This window comes from Deltaproteobacteria bacterium (assembly GCA_028818775.1).
Taxonomy (GTDB): Bacteria; Desulfobacterota; Binatia; order UBA9968; family JAJDTQ01; genus JAJDTQ01.
On record JAPPNE010000021.1, the window covers coordinates 1 to 18,618 of the forward strand.

Genomic DNA, 18,618 nt, shown 5'->3' on the forward strand with positions numbered 1-18,618 from the left:
ACGGCCATCGACTCTCTGTCACGCAGTGAAGCCATGGTGCGTCCTCCTTTGTGGCTTGGCACAGTATGAACATCCTGTGATGTCGACTGCGGCCATCATACTCCGATGGGGAGGGGGGTCAAGTGGTTTGGCGAGGCGTTACATTTCTGTTTTGCTGGGCTTCGGTATGCCGGGAAGCAAGCAAAAAGGACTCGTTAAGATCACCTCACGCGGGCAGATGACGATTCCCAAGGAGGCCCGCGAGGCGGCGAACCTACGGGCGGGCGATTGGATCGCCTTCGAGGTCGTGGCTGACCATGTCGTGGTTCGCAAGGTCATTCCGGAAGAGGACGGCTATCTGGAAGGCATCTCGGAAGTCCTGAGCGAATGGGTCTCCCCTGAAGACGACGAAGCGTGGCGCGACCTTTGACGCGTTCGACGTGGTCGTCGTCCGGTTTCTTTCCAAAAAACCGCCAGAGTAGCCAACACCGGGGCGCTAAAGCACGCTCTGGAGTATGCTCGTTACAGGAGAATCGTCGATGGATTGATAAATTGCCAAATATTTGACAATTTCGAATGAGGGTTCAGGAGTCCATGGGACCGTCAAGAAAGGATTTTGGGAACAGATCACCCAAGAACAGCAATGCTCGATCCGGCCAGCCAAAGCGTGCTCCGTAACGAATTGACGCGCCAGATCCGCGAGGATCAGGCTGTTCTTGAACAACTGCGTGCAGAGATTCGCCCCTTAGCCTCCCGGACACGCCGAATCTACTCGCGTTCGGCGACATCGATCTCTTTGGTTGCGGCCGACGGCGGAAACAATCAACTTCGTTTCGATCCGTTCCTGGTCCAACTCGTCCGGGTGGTCGACAGCAGCAACAACGAATATTGCCTCGAAACGGTTTCGCCCACGATGAGTGCTTCTGCGCTGTCGGCACGCCAGTTTTCAAATCCCAGTGGTGCAACGGCCCTCGGCCGTCTTATGGAATATCTCGGTGTCGAGGAGCTTTCCCAGCTCACTCCCATGATCCACTCCGACCGGAGCACCCGCCCGAACTCTCCCAGTTGGGTCCAGGTCTACCGTGAGTTGGTCGAGTGGGCGATTCTCTTTGCGATCGTCCGAGAAAAGGACTTCGCAACCGACACCCTGATCGTCTTTGATGGGTTTCTGCGAAGCAAGGTTTTCTCAGGGGATCTCTTTCAGAGATATAGACAAGGTCTCCAGGACAGCATCGACCGCCAACGTAAGGAGAACAAGAGACACGTTTACCTCGCCGGGGTCACCAAGCACAGTAAGGTGCTTTCCAGATACCGACTGGCTATGGCGCTGGAAGGGGTCATGCAGTCTCCCTTCCCCTGCTACGTCGAGATTCCCCGAGAATTGGAAGAGAAAGCCTACGTGTGGTCCGAGTATGCGCGGGGCGACGACCGGATCGTTGAAGGCGGGGAGGTGAACAAGTTCGTCGCCGGCAAGATGTTCTTCGTCAAGTTCGGGAGTGGTCCCAGGGACCCTCTTTGGCCGGTCGATCTGTTCCTGTCGCAGTCCGCGGACAGCGCCACGATCTTCGGCTACTTGCTCAACGATGCTGTAGACGGGTTTCCCGTACCCTTCTACCCACGGTCTCTGCAGAAGGCCCACGAAAACGCGGCCCTTGTCGAATTCGACATGGACATACTCCAGGACATGATCTTCAACGGCTTGCGTACCGCCCTGGGTAATGGCGCAACCGCTCTCGATGTGTTTCGGCTACAGGACGCTGATCCTGCCGCTGGGAGGTACAGGTAGACAGGGGTAGGATGGAACTCTTTCCTAAGCAACAGGTGGTGGGTATCTTCCGCGGTTTCCGGGAAGGCGGACTTGAGTTTCACGCAGACCTTGCGTTGCCCTACCGAAACGACTTTCAAAGAATCCCCATGCATGGTCAGTTCGTGCTCGTTCAACTTGAGACGCCGGAAGAGGCCGTTCTGGGGCGTATCGCGTCATTCTCCTCGGAGGGCAAACTGTCCTTCGGTAGCGGCGAGGAGTTCAACATCCGCGCCGTGCAGGAGGAGAGGGAGATACCGGAAGATCTCCGAGAACAGTATCTGAAGTATCGAGTCAACATCCGCGTTCTTGGCGTGTTGCGGAACAACGGCAAGGGTACCACCTTCGTCGCCTCCCATCGTCGCCTTCCTCATGTCGGGAGTGCCGTGGCCTTCCCAACGGGAGACGTCCTCAGGGAAGTCTGTGGGCACAACGTCGATGGAGCGCAGATCGGCCATTTCGCTCTCGGAGAATATGTTTATGCAGGTGAGGGCAACGGGTTCAGCGCCAGCGAATGGATGAGAGTCGAGTCTCCCGAGATCGTGGTCCGATTCCCGGTATCCAGCCTTGTTGCGCGTCGGAGCTTCGTCTTTGCACGAGCCGGTTTCGGTAAGTCGAATCTGAACAAGCTGTTGTTTAGCAAGCTTTATGAGACGACACCCACGGTGGAGAAGCGCGGTAATGTCAAAGTGCCGGTGGGGACGATCATTTTCGATCCGGATGGAGAATATTTTTGGCCCGACGACAAGGGTCGCCCTGGTTTGTGCGATGTCCCGCATCTCCAGGACAAGGTGGTGGTTTTCACCGCGCGCACGGCTCCCAGCGCATTCTACGGATCCTTTACCGCCGGTGGCATCAAGCTCGACATCCGGCAACTTCGTCCGAGCGACGTCATTTCGATCGCTCTGCCTCCCGAGCGTCAAGACCAACAGAATGTCGCCAAATTGCGCGGCCTGTCGCCGACCAACTGGTCACGAATGGTCGACCTGATCGATCGCGACAAGGGCGGCGCGGATCTTGAGGAGATTGGCCGGATCTTGAACCTGACGATGCCGAACCAGGAAGCGGAAGCCATCGCCGCCCGATCCAACATGACAAACGTCGTCGGGATGCTGCACGACCGGAGCAGCCAGTTCATGGGCCTCCTCATGAGGGCACTTGAATCCGGCAAGATCTGCGTAGTGGATGTCTCGCAAATGCGCGGCGCGCAATCGTTCATCCTGGCGGGGATAGTTCTTCGACGGCTTTTCGATAGGAATCAGGAGGAGTTCACGAAGGCAGTCCCGCGGACTATACCCACAATAGCCGTGATCGAAGAAGCACAGGCCGTGCTCAATGAGCGCGCGGCAGCGGCGGATCCGTACCTCGCTTGGGTCAAGGAGGGTCGCAAGTATGATCTGGGCGCTCTTCTGATCACTCAGCAACCTGGCTCGATCCCCCACGAAATCCTGAGCCAAGGCGACAACTGGTTCATATTCCACTTGCTCTCCGCCGGCGACTTGGCCAGTGCCAAGAGAGCCAACGCGCACTTCAGCGATGATTTGCTGAGTTCATTGTTGAACGAGCCTCTACCGGGCCACGGTGTATTCTGGAGTTCTGTCAGTGGGAGCCCCTACCCTGTGTCCCTTCGTGCCCTCTTGTTCGAAGCCCTCTACGAGTCGCGTGATCCAACATACACCGCTCCCGCGGTGAAGACATTCGCGACGGAACTGCGACAGCAGATGACCAAGGTGATCGAACAAGCGCGGAACTCTGCCGGGCAAGCCCACGTTACGGATACGCAACCGGGACCGACCATCCAACCAAACGGAAACGTCTATGATGAAGATGTGGACGGTGAGCCGCCCGATCTCGAAACCCACTATCGGCGTTGTGCTCGCCAAGCCGTCGAAAACGATGCCGATCTCATGGGCAAGCTCCGAGGTGACGATGTACCCTGGGGACAAGTGAACAGCGTCATCGTGAAGGCTCTACCGGACACCCTGGATGGACGAGACCAAAAGGCGTACCAGCTAGTTGTCCCGACGATGGACGCAGTCTTTGGCTTTCAGCCAGACGGTTGGCATACGTTTAAGCGAGGTCCCAAACAAACTACGTGCATAAGGGCTGGTTCAGGAGAGGGCGATTGAGAACCGCCACGGCCACGATTACGGCCGAGGCTATGCGTCTCAACGCCGTCTGTCCCTATTTCACCATGTTCCCCTTGGATTTTCCGCTTGGGGTCCTTGAGGGACAAGCGACCAATGAGGAGTGCGTCCTCGACCCGTTCTGCGGTCGTGGAACAACCAATTTCGCGGCCCGCCTCCTTGGCCTTGAATCTATCGGGGTTGATGTCTCGCGAGTCGCCGTGGCCGCGACTCGCTCCCGTCTTGTGTCGCCAACGCCAGAAGGAATCATTGACGCGACCAGGGACATCCTGAAAGGACGCAGGGAGAAAGCCGACGTTCCTGAGGGGGAGTTTTGGCGCTGGGCCTATCATGAGGAAGTGTTACAAGATCTGTGCCTGCTTCGAGCAGCCCTGTTGAACGGCGGCGTCAGGGAGCCGGTCGCGGCCGCACTCAGGGGTATCATCCTGGGAGCATTGCACGGCCCGGTTGGTCTAACAAAGAAATCCTACTTTTCGAACCAGTGTCCGCGAACCTATGCTCCGAAACCCAGGTACGCGGTCAAGTTCTGGAGCGAGCGGAAGTTGCGTCCTCCCCAAGTCGATGTGATCGATATCATTGGCGAGCGTGCGCGACGCTACTATGAGACGTCGCCACGTCGCGTTCAGGGAACGGTGGTGGAAGGAGACAGCCGCAATCCCTGCACTCTGGATCGAGCATGCAGGTCGACGAAACGGATCAGCTATGTGATTACGTCGCCGCCCTACTACGGGCTGAAGACGTACCTACCAGATCAGTGGATACGAAACTGGTTCCTGGGTGGTCCCTCGACAGTGGAGTACACAAAGAGAGGTCAGTTGTCGCACCGTGGCCGAGACGAATTCATCGCGGACTTGCGGGAAGTTTGGGCGAATGTCGGACAGTATTGTAAGCAGGGGGCCAAGTTAGTAGTCCGTTTTGGCTCGATCGGGGATCGGCCCCTTGAGGATCCAGCACGATTCGTCGTCGAGTCTTTTGATGGGACGGGGTGGTCAGCCACCGGGGTCCGGCACGCGGACAACGCTGCTAACGGGAAACGTCAGGCAGATACCTTTCGCCGGAAACTTGCCAACGCCCGCGATGAAGTCGACGTTTGGGCTCAGTGGTCGTCATAGGATTGCCCGTCACCGGTTGAACACATCGTTCTTACGGGTCCGCCTGCCCGCCCGAGTTTCGCCTTTCCACCGGGTTGGGCTGGGTCGGGTCAGCCTTCTGGACGTTAGTTGTTCCCGAGCCGCCACTGCCGAAGTAAAATCCGATGATGGTGCCCGCTATGCCCGTCAGGGCCGCTACGATCTCCGTGAAACGAGTTCCGGAAGGCAGCGACACGCCGCCAAATACGAGGAATACGACAAACGAGCCTACGACGGTAAGCGCGAGCATGGATCTGACTGAACCTTCGGGCAACGCCAGTCCCTTCAACGGAAGGTCCCCACGCGATTGAGCTTTCCATGCGGCGTATATTGGGAGAGCGACCAGTGCGACCAGCAAGAGGATCGCTTCCGCAACCACAAGCGGCCAAATATTACTTGCCACAGCTTGGGCGACGTTCTCGGCAACACCACTTTCCATTGTTCCCGCTTCCTTTCAGCACTGGCTCCTGAGCCTTGTTTTTCGCAGGCAGTTCATTCTGTTGAACTCAACTGTCTCCGTACCTCCCCCGTGCCGACGAATTGCGACAACAGGCGGTAGTTCTGCCGTTCATGCCGAATCCTGCCCGCGACAATGGCTGGATGAATCTGTTCGGCATTCGCCAGACTCATGACCGCGAACGGCGTGGGATGCTCCCGGACATCGCTTGTTTCCCAAACTTCGAGCGGGATGAACGCTTCTTCGGCCCATTGGTCGGCCTGCGTTTCTTTCGGGTCCGTCGCGCCGATCGCGTTCCGGAGTGTCAGGTCATCGATGAAGGAGTCGTCCTCATTGCCGTCAAGGTGCAGCCCAACGTGGGCCAGTTCGTGCATCAGGCAGAACCAGAAGTTGTCGATGCGGTCGTAGCGTAGCGTTAGTCCGATGACGGGTCTGCCGCCGGCGAGCCGCAATGCAGCGCCGTCAAGGTAGGTTCTCGGCAGGTGCCGCACAAACTCGATGCCGATGCCGTGCTCCCTCAGGAGGTCCCTTGCCCGGAGGGGGCCGTCTTCATGGGGGCTGAGTTGTGCGACACGACGGAGAAAGTCCAAGGTGACGACACCGGGCTCGTAAGGGACTTCTGACTTCCGCTCGTTGGCTGAGGCCATCACCTGCCAGCACCATGCCTTGAGCGCGTATTCGTCGGTCTTGGCGTTGACTCGTCGGTTGTCGTTCTTGCGGTACAGTGGGGCGGCTGCGACGGCGAACCCCCCCGCTCGATGGATCAGCCCGCCGATCAACTCTTCGGCACGGTCGGCCAAGTCAGGCGAGTCTGGAATCCATCCCCGCTTCGCTATCTCCTTGAGCGGGAACCGGCGCGGCTCCATGTCGTTGAAAGCGGCGTCCAAGTCGCTGCCCGGCGTCTGGAGCAACACGTCGGCAGGTATGTCCAAATGTCGGTTGAGTGCGCGTGCCATGGACATGGTGATGTCCCGCTTGCCCGACAGGACTTCCGCAACTTTGCTGCGGCTTCCGATGTAGGGTATGAGGTCGCGCTGGGTCAGGCCTTGCTGGTCCATGCGATACTCAATGGCGGCGACGGCGCTGGGAAAACGGATGGGGTGATGCCGTTCCTCGTAGAACTCCACCAGATCGGTGAGGACATCAAGCTCGGCTCTGTCCGGGTCGTCGGTATCCTCCACCTGACCCTCCGGACCCGACAAGGCATCCATAAGCTCATCGATCCGCGCCAGAGCTGCCTCGTAATCCCCTTCGGTGCGGATTGGCTTGATACCGTCCATGTTACACCTCCTCCACATTGACACGGTCGTATTCGGTGTGGGTGCCGATGAACCGTATGTAGATGAGACGCCCCGGGTAAAAGATCCTGACGATCATTCGATATTCATTCCCTTTGAACCTGAAGACGACCCGGTCATGCCCGACGATGCTCGCGCGGGGGTATTCCCGCTGCACGCTCGCGGGTGAATCCCAGTCCGCTCGCCTGACTTGGTCGTACCATGCGCGAAGCCAACTCTCAGCGCCCGGACAGCGCTGCCAGAACTCCCTCAGAGCACGTTTGGCAATGATCCTCAATAAGTTAGTCCCAAATAGTTTTTATGTACTATAGTCCCACTAAAGAGTCAAGTAAAATTAGCTACCTTTGCTTCGGATCCAGCGCGTCGCGGAGGCCATCGCCGAGGAAGTTGAGGCTGAAGAGGGTGGCGGCGAGGAAGGTGGCGGGGAAGACGAGGGCCCAGGGCTGGGTTTCCATTTGCGTGGCGCCTTCGCTGATGAGGACGCCCCAACTCGTCATGGGCTCCTGGATGCCCAGGCCGAGGAAGCTCAGGAAGCTTTCGAACAGGATGGCGCGGGGAACGGTGAGGGTGGCGAAGACCACCACCGGTCCCAGGACGTTGGGAATGACGTGCCGGAGAACGATCCACATGGACGGCGCGCCCATCGCCCGTGCCGCCTCGACGAACTCCCGGCGCTTGATGGAAAGGGTCTGCCCACGGACGATCCGCGCCATGTCGAGCCATTCCACCATGCCGATGGCCACGAAGATCAGCACCACGTGGCGGCCGAAGTAGACCATCAACAGAATGACGAAGAACATGAAGGGGAGGGCGTAGAGGACGTCCACGAACCGCATCATGGCGGAGTCGGTGAAGCCGCCGAAATAGCCGGAGACGGTGCCCCAGGCGACGCCTACGAGAACGCTGACCACCGACGCCGCCAGCCCGACGGCGAGCGAAATGCGTCCCGCGTAGAGGGTGCGCAGGAACAGGTCCCGGCCGTTGGCGTCGGTGCCGAACAGGTGTCCCCCGGCAAGGCTGGGGCCGGTGCCGATGGCGTCCCAGAATATCTCGTCGATGGCGTAGGGCGAGAGCATCGGCACGGCGACCGCGAGGACGGCGAGGACGCCGAGGGTGACCGATCCGGCCATGGCGCCGCGGTTCCGTCGCAGTTGCGCGGCAGCGTCACGCCAGGGACTGCGGCTGTCGGCGGCGGTGCTCCGCCGGGTTTCCAGGCCCGTCGCGGCGCTATCCATGAGACCGCACCCGTGGGTCCAGGAACCCGTACAACAGGTCCACCGCGAGATTGAGGACGATGATCAGGGAGCCGTAGGTGACCACGACCCCCATCACCAGGGTGTAGTCGCGATTGAGGGCGCCCTGGACGAAGTAGCGGCCGAGGCCCGGGATGCCGAAGATCTGCTCGATCACCACCGAGCCGGTGACGATGGCGGCGGTGGCCGGCCCGAGGTAGGAGATCACCGGGGTGAGCGCGTTCTTGAGGGCGTGGCGGAAGACGATACGCCGTTGCGTCAGCCCCTTGGCGCGGCCGGTGCGGATGTAGTCGGCGGACAGCACCTCGATCATGCTGCCACGGGACAGGCGCGCGATGTAGGCCACCTGCGGCAGCGCCAGGGAGATCACCGGCAGCAGCAGGTGACGCACGCCGCCATCGCCCAGGCCGCCCACGGGCAGGAGGTTGAGGTACACGCCGATGACCAGCGAGAGCAGCGGCGCGACCACGAAGTTGGGAACCGCGATGCCGGTCATGGCGGCGCCCATGACCAGGTGGTCCGCCACGGAATTGCGGCGCTGGGCCGCCCAGGCGCCCAGACCGACCCCGAGAAGAACCGCCGCGGCCATGGCCCACAAGCCGATCTTGAGCGACACCGGGAAGCCCGCGGCGATCAGCTCGGTGACGGTGAAGTCGCGGTACTTGAAGGACGGGCCGAAGTCGCCGCGCGCAAGGCCCTTGAGGTAGCGGACGAACTGTTGCGGCAGGGGCTCGTCGAGGTGGTAGACGCGGTTCAGGTTGGCCGAGATCTCAGGCGGGACCACCCGCTCCCGGTCGAAGGGACCGCCGGGCGCCAGCCGGATCATGAAGAAGGCGATGGCGATGATGATGAAGAGCGTCGGCACCGCCGACGCCAACCGCCGTATCACGTAGGTCCACAAGGGAGATCCGCGGTTTCAGGCCAACAAGAAGCAAGGGCACGTTGCCCTTAATGAAGGCGGACGCCCTTGCTCCGCGGGGACTTGGTCCCCGCGATCTCAATTCCCCCCAGCCGGTCCCGAAGCATCAGGGCGCCAGCGACAAGTACCGGGTAGGATGCACGTCCATCACGTTGTCCACCCACCCCTTGACCCGCGGACTCACCAGGTGCTGGGTCGTGTAGTGGTAGATGGGGATGATGGGCATGTCCTTCAGCAGAATGCTCTCCGCCTTCTGCATGAGCCCGGCCCGGACTGCCAGGTCGGTTTCCTTCTCGGCCTTGCGCATCAGGGCGTCGTACTCGGAGTTGGCGTACCCCGCAGGGTTCATGGTGCCGACGTCGCCCTTGAGCAGCTCCAGGAAGGTGTTGGCGTCGTTGTAGTCCCCGATCCAACCGGCCCGCAGCACTTCGAACTGCTTGGCCTTCCGGGTCGTGAGGTACACTTTCCATTCCTGGTTGAAAAGCTCGGTCTGCACGCCGAGCGCCTTCTTCCACATGCCCGAGATGGCGATGGCGATGCGTTTGTGGCTGTCGCTGGTGTTGTAGAGGATCTGCACCTTCAGCGGCTTGTCCTTGGAGTAGCCGGCTTCGGCGTAGAGCTTCCTGGCCCGTGCGAGGCGCTCGGCCTTGGAAAGACCGTGCCACGGCACCTTCGCACCGGCGTACTGGTTGACGCCCGGCGGCACCCATGCATACGCGGGGACCTCGCCGCCCTTGGTGACCTTGCCGGTAAGGATCTCGCGGTCGATGGTCATGGCCAGTGCGTTGCGAAGTCCCGGTCGGTCGCGGAACGGCGGCTTGGTAAGGTTCAGGGCGTAGTAATAGGTGCCGAGATACGCCGTGTTGCGGAACTGTCCGGCAAGGTTCTTCTCGATCCACCCGATCTGGTCGATGGGCACGTCATCGGTGATGTCCAGCTCGCCGCTCCGAAACCGTTTCAGCTCGGTGCTCTTGTCTTCGGTGGGGTGAAACACCACCGCGTCGATGCGTACGTTGGCGGCGTCCCAGTAGTGCGGGTTGCGCTCCAGGCGCACATGGCTCTGAGGCACCCATTCGGTCAGCCGGTAGGCGCCGTTGGAGACCAGATTGCCGGGGCGGGTCCACTTGTCGCCGTGCTTCTCCAGGCTCTTGCGATGCACCGGGTACGCCTGGTGATGCGTGAGCATGCCGATGAAGTAAGGGGTCGGCGCCTTGAGGGTCACTTTCAGGGTGTGCGCGTCCACCGCTTCCACCCCCATGCGATCCAGCTCCTGGACCTTGCCCTTGGTGATGGCCTCGGCGTTGGCGATGGGCCAGAGAATGAAGGCGTAGCTCGAGCCCACGGCCGGGTCCACGCCGCGCCGCAACGCGAACGCGAAGTCGTGAGCCGTCACCGGATCCCCGTTGGACCACTTGGCGTTCTTCCGCAGACGGAAAGTGTAAACCGTGCCGTCGTCGCTCAGGGTCCAGCTTTCCGCCACGCCCGGGATCAGGGAGCCGTCCGCGGCTTCCGCCACCAGCCCCTCGAACAGGTCGCGCTGGATGTTGGCCTCGGGAACTCCCGACGACTTGTGCACGTCCAGGGTCTCCGGCTCCGCGCCGTTGCCGCGCTGGAGGAGGTTGTCGGCCGCATGGGCGGAAGAGATGCCGAGCAGCAATGCCGCGAAGAGAGTGAGGAACAGCGTACGGGTGGATGTGCCGCGCCTATGGCTTGCGGATGTTTCAACCATGTCCCAGGCCTCCCAAGGGTGTGGACGGTTACGGCTGGGTTCCCCCAACCAAGTGCAACACACTACATGTGGTTGTGTAGCAAACTACTATACCACATTTTGTTGTTTAATCGCACGGCTGGAACCCTCGAACAGCTCTCTGGGCGGTCGTGATTCGCGGGAATCTGGACGGAACGGGGCAGGAAAGGGAATGGTCGGCGGGGAGCCAGAGGATGAACGGAGGCCCCGCCATCCCCGTGGCTCCGCCGCTCCGGCTCAGAAGCCGGGAACCGCCGGCTTCGGGGTCTCGGGAAACAGACCGTGCTTGGTGAGGAACTCGATCATGAAGCGATCGAACAGCCAGGGCTGCTCCATCTGGCATGCATGACCCGCGCCGGGCAACACCTTCAACTCGCAGCCCGGTATTTGTTCCTGCAGGGCGAACGCCCGCTGGTGGGCGTTGTCCTCGCTGCCGGTGAGGATGGTGACCGGGCAGGCGATGCCGGAGTAATGGCCCTCGGGCTCCTGCTCCTGAAGCGCCCCGAACTGGTGACAGATCGTGTCCACGTCCGCGAACGCGTTGCGTTCGGTGAACAGGTTGGCGAAGAAATGCGCGAGCGGCGTGGCGCGGAACGCCGGGCTCAGGTCCTCGAACGTGTACCTCCATCGAAAGCCGACGCCGTTGGCGCGGTACGTCTCGATGCGCCGCTGGAAGTTGCTCTTGTCGGTCGAATATCCCTTGCCCGACAGGATGATCGCCTTCGTTCGGTCCGGGTGCTGGTGATACATGTAGGGGGCGATGGCCGATCCCACCGAAGAGCCCACCAGGACGGCGGCCTCGCCGGGCATGGCGTCGTCGATCGCCTCCCAGCACGCCTCCGCCATGTCATCCATGGTCAGCCCCGCCGCCGCCTTCGGCGACCGCCCGTACCCCGGAATATCGATGGCCATGCACCGGTACCACGTCGACAGATGCGCCATCTGGAAGATCCAGCACGACTGGTCCATCGGGTTCGGGTGGATGAACGCCATCACCGGGCCGGTGCGGCCCATGCGTTCGTAGTAGAGGGGTCCGTCGATGTGGTTGGCCATGGTCAGTCTCCTTCTGCATGGTTCCATGTGGTTCCATGCCTTGCGTCGGTTGCCGCGGCGGTGGCCGCCCTTCCCGCCGCCTTTCATCGGGACCCGGCCGACCGGGTCATCGTCGCCTCGGCACAGCTTCTCGGCGCAACGGTGCTGACACTTGACGCGCGCATCATCCAATCCCGGTTCGTCCCGACCCTGTAGGGATTCTCAGCCCCGAGTGTTTACAGCCTGCGGGAACCGCGTTCTCGCATACTCCTTCGCATCCTCCTCCGACAGCCTCACGGTCCCCGGACCGCTCCGAACGAAGAAGTCTCCATCCGCCGCCGCTTCAACGCCCTTCCACCTCAACAACACAGGTCCCGGGCTCCGCTGACAGCTCACCACGCACACGCCTTTGCCGTCGACGATCTGCACCTTGGGGTCGATGCAGGTGCCGGCGCGGGCGCCGAGGCCGTTGCGGACGACCTGGGAGAGGTGGAGCATGAACTTGTCGTCGTTGTCGAGGCGGTCCTGTTCGATGCCGACGACGGTGCGGTCGTCGGCGACCCCGAGCAGGAGGTCGCCGCCTTCGGTGTTGAGGAACGCGGCGATGGTCTTGAGGGCGGCGTGGGTGATCTGCTTGTCGTCCTTGCGGTCTTCCTTGAGGTTCCAGCGCAGGGTGGACTTGAACTCCAGGGTCTTGGACTCGCCCTGCTTGATGAGTTCCTCGGCGTTGCGGTGACCGCGCACGTACTGGTCGAAGAGCAGGTTCTTGACGACCTCGCCAAAGGCTTGGTCGTCGGTAATGCGCTTGTACAGGTCGAAGTTGGAATCGACGATCTCCTGGATCACCTGTTCGACCTTGTGGTTGAAGGTCAGCCGGACGTTCTCGCGCGTGTTCACGCGTGCCGCGGCGTCCAGAGCGGCGTCGCCGGCGAGCTTCTGCATCATCTGGCTGAGGGTGACGCGGTGTTCCGGGCCGAGTTGGACGCCGAAGCGTTCGTTCAGTTCGGCGATGATCCGTGACAGCGTCTCCAGCTCTTCGGGCTGTGGTCCGTGGGCGTCCTTCGTGCCCATGGGGTCGAGCACCCCGGCCTTGCGCTCCAGCGCGATCCGCCCGCTGCCCGTTTGTTGGATCCGGTACGACTCCATGTCGATGTTTTGCTGCACCTCGACGGGCAGTTCGGCCCGGTCGGCCGGCAGCAGGCGGCGCAGGTGCCGCGCGAAGGCGTAGAGCTTCTCCAGGTCGGCGTCCGCAAAGGTCAGCACCTGGGCCAGGAAAGCGTAGAGCCGCACGTAGTCGGTGAGCTGGCTGCGGAACTCGTGGCGCTCGTCCTCGTGAAGTTCCCGGAAACGCTCGACCACGGGCGCAAGTGCCGCGTAGAGCCGGTCCTGGGAGACCTTGGGATCGAAATAGACGTTGGCGAAGGCGTCCACGTCTGTCTCCGCATAGACGGGGAAAACCGCCAGACGGGTCTGGATCTCGTACAGCAGGTTGGGGTCGGTGGCTTCCGACAGGAGGGTGGTCTCGTAATAGGGCTCGAACGCGGAGCGGACCTCTTCGGCCTCGTTGGCGAAGTCGAGCACCATGGTGCCCTGCTTGTCCGGGTGAGTGCGGTTGAGGCGCGAGAGCGTCTGCACGGCGTTCACGCCGCCCAGCTTCTTGTCCACGTACATAGCCTGAAGCAGCGGTTGGTCGAAACCCGTCTGGAACTTGTTGGCGACGATCAGGAAGCGGTAGCCGGGCGCCTCGAACGTCCTGGCGGTCTGCGTCTCCGGGAGCCCGTTCATGCCCGTTTCGGTGTAGGACTGGCCGCCATCCACCACCGTGCCTGAGAAGGCCACCAGCGCCTTGAACGGATGGCTCTGCTCGGCAAGGTAGCGGTCCACCGCCAGCTTGTAACGGACGGCGTGCAGGCGCGAGCGGGTGACGATCATGGCCTTGGCCCGGCCACCGATCTGGTCCTGCACCCGCTCGGCGAAGTGCTCCACCATGATGCGCACCTTGGCGTCGATGGCGTGGGAACTCAGGTCTACGAAGGACTTCAGCAGGTAGGCGGCCTTGTGTTTGTCGTAGCGCGGATCGTCCTCGACCGTCTTCAGCAGCCGCCAGTAGGCTTGGTAGGTGGTGTAGCTCGCCAGCACGTCGAGGATGAACCCCTCCTCGATGGCCTGACGCATGCTGTAGAGGTGGAACGGCGCGAACCAGCCGTCTTCGCGCTTGCTGCCGAAGAGTTCCAGGGTCTTGGGCTTGGGAGTGGCGGTGAACGCGAAAGTGGAGAGGTTGGGCATCCGCCCGCGCTTTTCCATCTCCGCCAGGATCGTGTTCTCGATCTCCTCCTCGGGCGTTTCGGCCCCGGCTTCCTCGCTTTCCGCCTCCTCAAGCGAGGCCGGCGACAGCACGGCCTTGAGGCTTTTGGTGCTCTCGCCCGACTGGGACGAATGCGCCTCGTCCACGATCAGCCCGAAGCGCTTGCCGGGAAGCTCGCCGATCTCCTGCGCGATGACCGGGAACTTCTGAAGCGTGGTGACGATGATGGTCTTGCCCGACTCCAGCGCTTGCTTGAGCTGGTGCGAGGTGGTGTCGATGTTCTCCACCACCCCCAGGGTCTGCTCGAACTGTCGCACGGTGGCCTGGAGCTGGCGGTCAAGCACCCGGCGGTCCGTGATGACGACGATGCTGTCGAACACCCGCCGGTCATCCGGCCCGTGGAGCGTGGAGAGCTGGTGCGCCAGCCAGGCGATGGTGAAGCTCTTGCCGCTCCCGGCCGAGTGCTGGATGAGGTAGCGCTGACCCGCCCCAATGACCCGCGCGTCGGTCACGAGCCGGCGAACGCAATCGAGCTGTTGGTAGCGCGGAAAGATGAGGGAGCGCTTGCCGGTCTTGCGGCCCTTCTCGTCTTCCTCCTCGACCTCGTGAATGAACTGTCGCACCAAGTCCAGGACGCTGTCCCGCGCCCAGGTCTCTTCCCAGAGGTAGCTCGTGGCATAGCCCGACCGTGTCGGCGGCACGGGCGGGTTCCCGGCGCCGCCGTACTTGCCCCGGTTGAAAGGCAGGAAGCGGGTCTTTGTCCCGGCCAAGTGCGTGGTGACGTAGACGAGGTCCGTGTCCACCGCGAAGTGCCCCAGGCAACGGCCGTACGCCAGCAGCGGCTCCCCGCGCGGGTCCCGGTCGGTCCTGTACTGGTGGATGGCGTCCTCGACGGTCTGGCCGCTCAGCGGGTTCTTGAGCTCGGCGGTGAAGAGGGGGATGCCGTTCAGGAACAGCACCAAGTCGAGGCTCTTCTCGTTCTTGGTGCTGTACCGGACTTGGCGCGCGACCGCGAAGAAGTTGGCCGCGTAGAGCCGTCGCGTCTCCTGGTTGAGCCCGCTGGCCGGACGGAAGTAGGCAAGCCGGAACGTGCAGCCCATGTCCTTCACGCCGGTCCGCAGGACGTTGAGCACGCCGCGGTGCTCGATTTGGGAGGACAGGCGCCTGAGAAACCGCTCCTTCACCTGTGCGCCGTAGTGCTGTGTTAGCTTTTCCCATTCCTTCGGTTGGGTGGCTAGAATGAAGTCGACGACATCGTCCGGCAGGAGACAAAGCTCCCGGTTGTAATCCTCGGCTCGGCGCCGGTGATAGCCGCCGGGCTGGGTCCAGGGGTCGTCGTAGGGTGTGGGTTCCTCGGAGACACCGGTGAGTTCCCCGGTGCCCTCGTCCGGGCCGTGGCGTAGGAGGGTTGCCTCGATGGCGTCTTCGAAGGCGCGTTCAGAAATGACGGCGGTCACGAGGCGGCTCCCGGGTTGGGGTCGGCCTCATCGCGGACATCGATCTTGCCGGTTACTGCGGCCGAGATGAGCGTCATACGGAGTTCTTTGAGGCGGTCGAGAGCTGTGCGGACCTTTGCCATGAGGGCGACGATCTTGTCAATTTCACGATCGAGGAATGCGATGACCATACCTTGCTCATCCAATGGTGGAGCTGCGAAGGCGAAATCTCCGATTTGCCATTGATTGAGGATCGGGAGCGTGGTGTTTGGTGCAACTCCTGCGAATACAGACTCAAGTCGTTTCAGTTGATATGCACCGAATTTGCCATCCACATCCTTCGGATCAAAGTTGACCGTCGTGATTTGCTGGTTGCAAGAGCTGGGTTCTTTAACGAGGCCCACTCGGCCAAGCGTTGCTCCGATGGTGACTATCATTGTCGACCCTCTGGGAAAAAGGCGAGCCACACGTTGTCGAATTGCCCCTTCAGTAACCATGCGCACCGCGTTGCGAAGAAGGAGATCCGTCGAGAAGCTACTGGGCCCATGCCAAGGTACGGTACCATCCACAAAGTGTTGGGACTGGCCCGTGGGAGGTGTGGAACCGGTTTGAATCAACGAGGCCCAGCGCCTGAGCTTCTTCACTTTCCAATGTCGGGGGATTTTCCCCAGCCACTCGATATGGGATTGCTTCATCGGCACGTTAGGGTCGAGCCCCTTGGTGACAGCCTGCGAGATGAGAGCGGAGCGCCGCTCCTGAAGCAACTCGATGAGGCGCTCCTTCTTGGCAACCAGCGCATCGATCTTCGCCGTCTCGCGGTCAAGAAAGGCGGCAATGGCACGTTGTTCCGGAGGGGGTGGCACTACCACCGGTATATCGCGCATCTGTACTTCGTTGACGGAGGGCACGGCGCCCGGATTTGCAAGCACGCCGATGTCAAATGCACACAGCGCGTAGAACGCCCATTTTGGATCGCAGGAGATGGGGACAAAGCCCATCATGTTGTTGTCTATGCAAGACGGCTGGACCAGGACTCTCCGTCGATTCAGCATCAGAGCCGCCCCGACTTTCGCAAACACCACGGTGTTGGCCGGAAAGACGTGGGCACGTAGTTTGCGCGCAGTTTCCCGCGACACGGTATGCTGCCACTGCTGCAATTCACGGACGTTGCGTGGCGATCCCATATCACCCACTTTGAAGAACGGGATTTCTTGAGCTAAATCACCCTGCTCATCTTCGGGAAAGCCAGCCCCAGCTTGAAGGCCCCCCAGCCGCTTCAGGGGCTGGACATGCCAATGAGTTGGCACCCTCTGCAGCCATACAACCCCTGAGTACTGGTAGTCACGGTAACGCGAATGGCTTGTGTACTGAAGCTCACCACGACTAAAGTCGGTGCCGACCGGGTTTTTGTGGAGGGATTCGCGTGCCATCCCTTGTGTCCTTACGTTGCGGTGATCTCCGGCCATCGCGTTCAACGCCGCCACGGACCGCCTTCGGTCCAGTTCGCGGTAAACTCAGACCCGTGCGCCAGTGCGTCCCAAGGCTGACGCAGAAAGGAAAGGACGGTCTCACCTACGTCGGCGAAGTGGGACGGCGGGTCGCGAAGCATCGTGCGACTGACGTAACCTTGCCAGCGATCCACGCGAGCCGGATCCTGGTAGAACTCCGGTGTGAGCGCAATCGGGGTTGCCTGCGCAAATGGGGTGTGCCGTTGTTTGAAGGTGGTACGGACCGCGGTTGTCAAAGGCGTTCCCTCGAACGGAAAGTGGCGCGCCAGCGTGGAGATGTCGTAGAAGTCCTTGTAGCGGCTGTTGCGTTCGCCGTTCACCACCATCGCGTGGACTTTCTCCGCAACGACCGCTTCTCGTGAGTAGACGCGAATACGCGGGCGAGGCGCCTCAAGAAGTACCGGGAAGTCCACTTCGGTGGGGTGCGGATAAACGCTGTCGCCAAAACCGAAATCGATCTGCATCCGTATGCGTGCCTTGGCGACCGTGGCTTCGAAACGTGCACGATGGCTTTGGTAGGAGCCTTCCTCGTGAATAGGTTCAACGGTCAAGTTACTCGTGTCAAACGTGATGCCGTCGTCGCGGACTTGAACAGCGCAAATGTCCTTCACCGTCGAGGCGATTTCGGTCCCGGAGGACTCTCCTTCGCCGGTAAAGTCAAGGTCACGAGTAGGCCGGTAGATTGTGTCGCCCCAGAGTGCCAGGAGCATCCCGCCCTTCAGCACGTAGCGGCCACGGTGTCGCGATTGTCCGAGGCGGTAGAGGAAGCGTTCCGCTGCGTATCGGCGCAGGAGGGACTGAAATTCGTCGCCGGTTTCGCGGCTTCGGTTCAGCAACCGCGCCCGCACCGACGCTCCCACATTTCTGCGGCTCCCGGAGGTCATACGCGGATTGCCTCCAGGTAGGGGCGTAGGACGGTCCGTATGCGGCAGACCTCGGCCGCACGCGTGATCTCGTCTACGGTGGCTGACTTCGAGCGAAGCACGTCTTGCAGTGCTTCCAATGCCACATCCAGACCCAGCTTGTTGCGGTAGCGGAAGCAGTCCACAACGGTTCGCGCGGGAGAGGTCACCTGATAAGGAACGCCCTGTGCCACGTCGCGCACTACGCCGTAGGTCAGCATCGCGCCCGAGAAGCGCATTACGCGAACACGAGCGGGGAAATGGGTCGGCTTGTGTGCCTTGCGGTCAATGGCAATCCAGACCTCGTGTGGCGACTGAGTGCCGATGTCATGGAGAGACAATGCCGTCAGCAGACAAAAGATGGCGTTAGGTGTCGCTGCCGCGACCATGGCGATGGTCTCGAGCTCGGTGGGTTCTGCCGCCGAGAGCCGGTAGAGACCCTTGCCGAGTTTCTCCACCGTTCCACTGGATACGAGGCTCTGGAGGCCGCGGTGAGAAATACCGTGTGGGGCGACATCCCGTGGTCGGAAAATGGACCCAACGCCCGCTTCCCGGAGATTATCGGAGCTGGAAAGCATCAACAGTTTGTATCAAACATCAACACTTGCTTGCAAGTGCCGAGTTTTGCTTCAATCAATTATTTGTGCGGCGATCGGCAGCGGAAAAGGAAGGGCAAGATGGCGACCGAGCAGGGTGGAGTT

At 61.4% G+C, this 18,618-nt stretch carries 15 protein-coding genes and 1 pseudogene; 5 read left to right on the top strand and 11 right to left on the bottom strand.

From position 1 onward, the window contains the following. Nucleotides 1-127: 127 nt before the first annotated feature. The 4 genes from OXU42_01600 (at nt 128) to OXU42_01615 (ending at nt 5,042) form a co-directional block, all read left to right on the top strand. On the top strand, nt 128-409 hold the full coding sequence (locus tag OXU42_01600) for an AbrB/MazE/SpoVT family DNA-binding domain-containing protein (protein ID MDE0028084.1): 282 nt from the start codon (nt 128-130) through the stop codon (nt 407-409). 213 nt (nt 410-622) lie between these two features. Further along, complete coding sequence (locus OXU42_01605; protein MDE0028085.1) at nt 623-1,765, top strand: hypothetical protein; 1,143 nt, start codon at nt 623-625, stop codon at nt 1,763-1,765. An 11-nt stretch (nt 1,766-1,776) separates the two neighbouring features. Further along, on the top strand, nt 1,777-3,912 hold the full coding sequence (locus OXU42_01610) for a DUF87 domain-containing protein (GenBank protein ID MDE0028086.1): 2,136 nt from the start codon (nt 1,777-1,779) through the stop codon (nt 3,910-3,912). Continuing rightward, nucleotides 3,909-5,042 (top strand): DNA methyltransferase, encoded by a 1,134-nt coding sequence (locus tag OXU42_01615; GenBank protein MDE0028087.1) that lies wholly within the window; start codon nt 3,909-3,911, stop codon nt 5,040-5,042. Before OXU42_01610 ends, OXU42_01615 begins: the two co-directional genes overlap by 4 nt. A 31-nt stretch (nt 5,043-5,073) precedes the next feature. Here the strand turns inward: OXU42_01615 and OXU42_01620 are convergent, their stop codons facing one another. The 7 genes and pseudogenes from OXU42_01620 to OXU42_01650 all read right to left on the bottom strand — a co-directional run bounded on the left by OXU42_01620 (nt 5,074) and on the right by OXU42_01650 (nt 11,787). Then, the gene (locus OXU42_01620; GenBank protein ID MDE0028088.1) at nt 5,074-5,499 is read right to left on the bottom strand and encodes a hypothetical protein; all 426 of its coding nucleotides are present in this window, start codon (nt 5,497-5,499) and stop codon (nt 5,074-5,076) included. A gap of 959 nt (nt 5,500-6,458) precedes the next feature. Then, a pseudogene (locus OXU42_01625) lies at nt 6,459-6,575 on the bottom strand (DNA-binding protein). A 223-nt stretch (nt 6,576-6,798) separates the two neighbouring features. Further along, nucleotides 6,799-7,092: a type II toxin-antitoxin system HigB family toxin gene (locus tag OXU42_01630; protein MDE0028089.1), complete on the bottom strand. Its 294-nt coding sequence runs from the start codon at nt 7,090-7,092 to the stop codon at nt 6,799-6,801. A 61-nt stretch (nt 7,093-7,153) separates the two neighbouring features. Continuing rightward, nucleotides 7,154-8,050 carry an ABC transporter permease subunit gene (locus OXU42_01635; GenBank protein ID MDE0028090.1) on the bottom strand — a complete coding sequence of 299 codons (897 nt, stop codon included), beginning with the start codon at nt 8,048-8,050 and terminating at the stop codon, nt 7,154-7,156. Further along, a complete protein-coding gene (oppB, locus tag OXU42_01640; protein MDE0028091.1) occupies nt 8,043-8,969 on the bottom strand; it encodes an oligopeptide ABC transporter permease OppB in 927 nt (308 codons plus the stop codon). The genes OXU42_01635 and oppB overlap by 8 nt, the downstream gene beginning before the upstream one ends. Nucleotides 8,970-9,093: 124 nt before the next feature. Next, nucleotides 9,094-10,716 (bottom strand): peptide ABC transporter substrate-binding protein, encoded by a 1,623-nt coding sequence (locus OXU42_01645; GenBank protein ID MDE0028092.1) that lies wholly within the window; start codon nt 10,714-10,716, stop codon nt 9,094-9,096. A 255-nt stretch (nt 10,717-10,971) separates the two neighbouring features. After that, nucleotides 10,972-11,787, bottom strand: a complete 816-nt coding sequence (locus OXU42_01650; GenBank protein ID MDE0028093.1) for an alpha/beta hydrolase — start codon at nt 11,785-11,787, stop codon at nt 10,972-10,974. A 60-nt stretch (nt 11,788-11,847) separates the two neighbouring features. On the opposite strand from OXU42_01650, the gene OXU42_01655 reads away from it, so the two are divergent. Beyond that, the gene (locus OXU42_01655; protein MDE0028094.1) at nt 11,848-11,982 is read left to right on the top strand and encodes a hypothetical protein; all 135 of its coding nucleotides are present in this window, start codon (nt 11,848-11,850) and stop codon (nt 11,980-11,982) included. Nucleotides 11,983-11,988: 6 nt separating this feature from the next. On the opposite strand, the gene OXU42_01660 is transcribed toward OXU42_01655, so the two are convergent. The 4 genes from OXU42_01660 to OXU42_01675 are packed head-to-tail and all read right to left on the bottom strand — an operon-like array spanning nt 11,989 to nt 18,495. Next, a complete protein-coding gene (locus OXU42_01660; protein ID MDE0028095.1) occupies nt 11,989-15,528 on the bottom strand; it encodes a putative DNA binding domain-containing protein in 3,540 nt (1,179 codons plus the stop codon). Further along, nucleotides 15,525-16,937 (bottom strand): restriction endonuclease subunit S, encoded by a 1,413-nt coding sequence (locus OXU42_01665; protein MDE0028096.1) that lies wholly within the window; start codon nt 16,935-16,937, stop codon nt 15,525-15,527. Before OXU42_01665 ends, OXU42_01660 begins: the two co-directional genes overlap by 4 nt. A 41-nt stretch (nt 16,938-16,978) precedes the next feature. Continuing rightward, the gene (locus OXU42_01670) at nt 16,979-17,875 is read right to left on the bottom strand and encodes a nucleotidyl transferase AbiEii/AbiGii toxin family protein (protein MDE0028097.1); all 897 of its coding nucleotides are present in this window, start codon (nt 17,873-17,875) and stop codon (nt 16,979-16,981) included. Nucleotides 17,876-17,895: 20 nt separating this feature from the next. Continuing rightward, nucleotides 17,896-18,495 carry a type IV toxin-antitoxin system AbiEi family antitoxin domain-containing protein gene (locus OXU42_01675; protein ID MDE0028098.1) on the bottom strand — a complete coding sequence of 200 codons (600 nt, stop codon included), beginning with the start codon at nt 18,493-18,495 and terminating at the stop codon, nt 17,896-17,898. Nucleotides 18,496-18,618: the final 123 nt, after the last annotated feature.

Excerpts from the sequence above, each read along its gene's own strand:
- OXU42_01605 (MDE0028085.1), top strand. The coding sequence starts at position 623 with ATGCTCGATCCGGCCAGCCAAAGCGTGCTCCGTAACGAATTGACGCGC.
- OXU42_01610 (MDE0028086.1), top strand. The coding sequence starts at position 1,777 with ATGGAACTCTTTCCTAAGCAACAGGTGGTGGGTATCTTCCGCGGTTTC.
- OXU42_01620 (MDE0028088.1), bottom strand. The coding sequence starts at position 5,499 with ATGGAAAGTGGTGTTGCCGAGAACGTCGCCCAAGCTGTGGCAAGTAAT.
- OXU42_01635 (MDE0028090.1), bottom strand. The coding sequence starts at position 8,050 with ATGGATAGCGCCGCGACGGGCCTGGAAACCCGGCGGAGCACCGCCGCC.
- OXU42_01645 (MDE0028092.1), bottom strand. The coding sequence starts at position 10,716 with ATGGTTGAAACATCCGCAAGCCATAGGCGCGGCACATCCACCCGTACG.
- OXU42_01650 (MDE0028093.1), bottom strand. The coding sequence starts at position 11,787 with ATGGCCAACCACATCGACGGACCCCTCTACTACGAACGCATGGGCCGC.
- OXU42_01665 (MDE0028096.1), bottom strand. The coding sequence starts at position 16,937 with ATGGCACGCGAATCCCTCCACAAAAACCCGGTCGGCACCGACTTTAGT.
- OXU42_01675 (MDE0028098.1), bottom strand. The coding sequence starts at position 18,495 with ATGCTTTCCAGCTCCGATAATCTCCGGGAAGCGGGCGTTGGGTCCATT.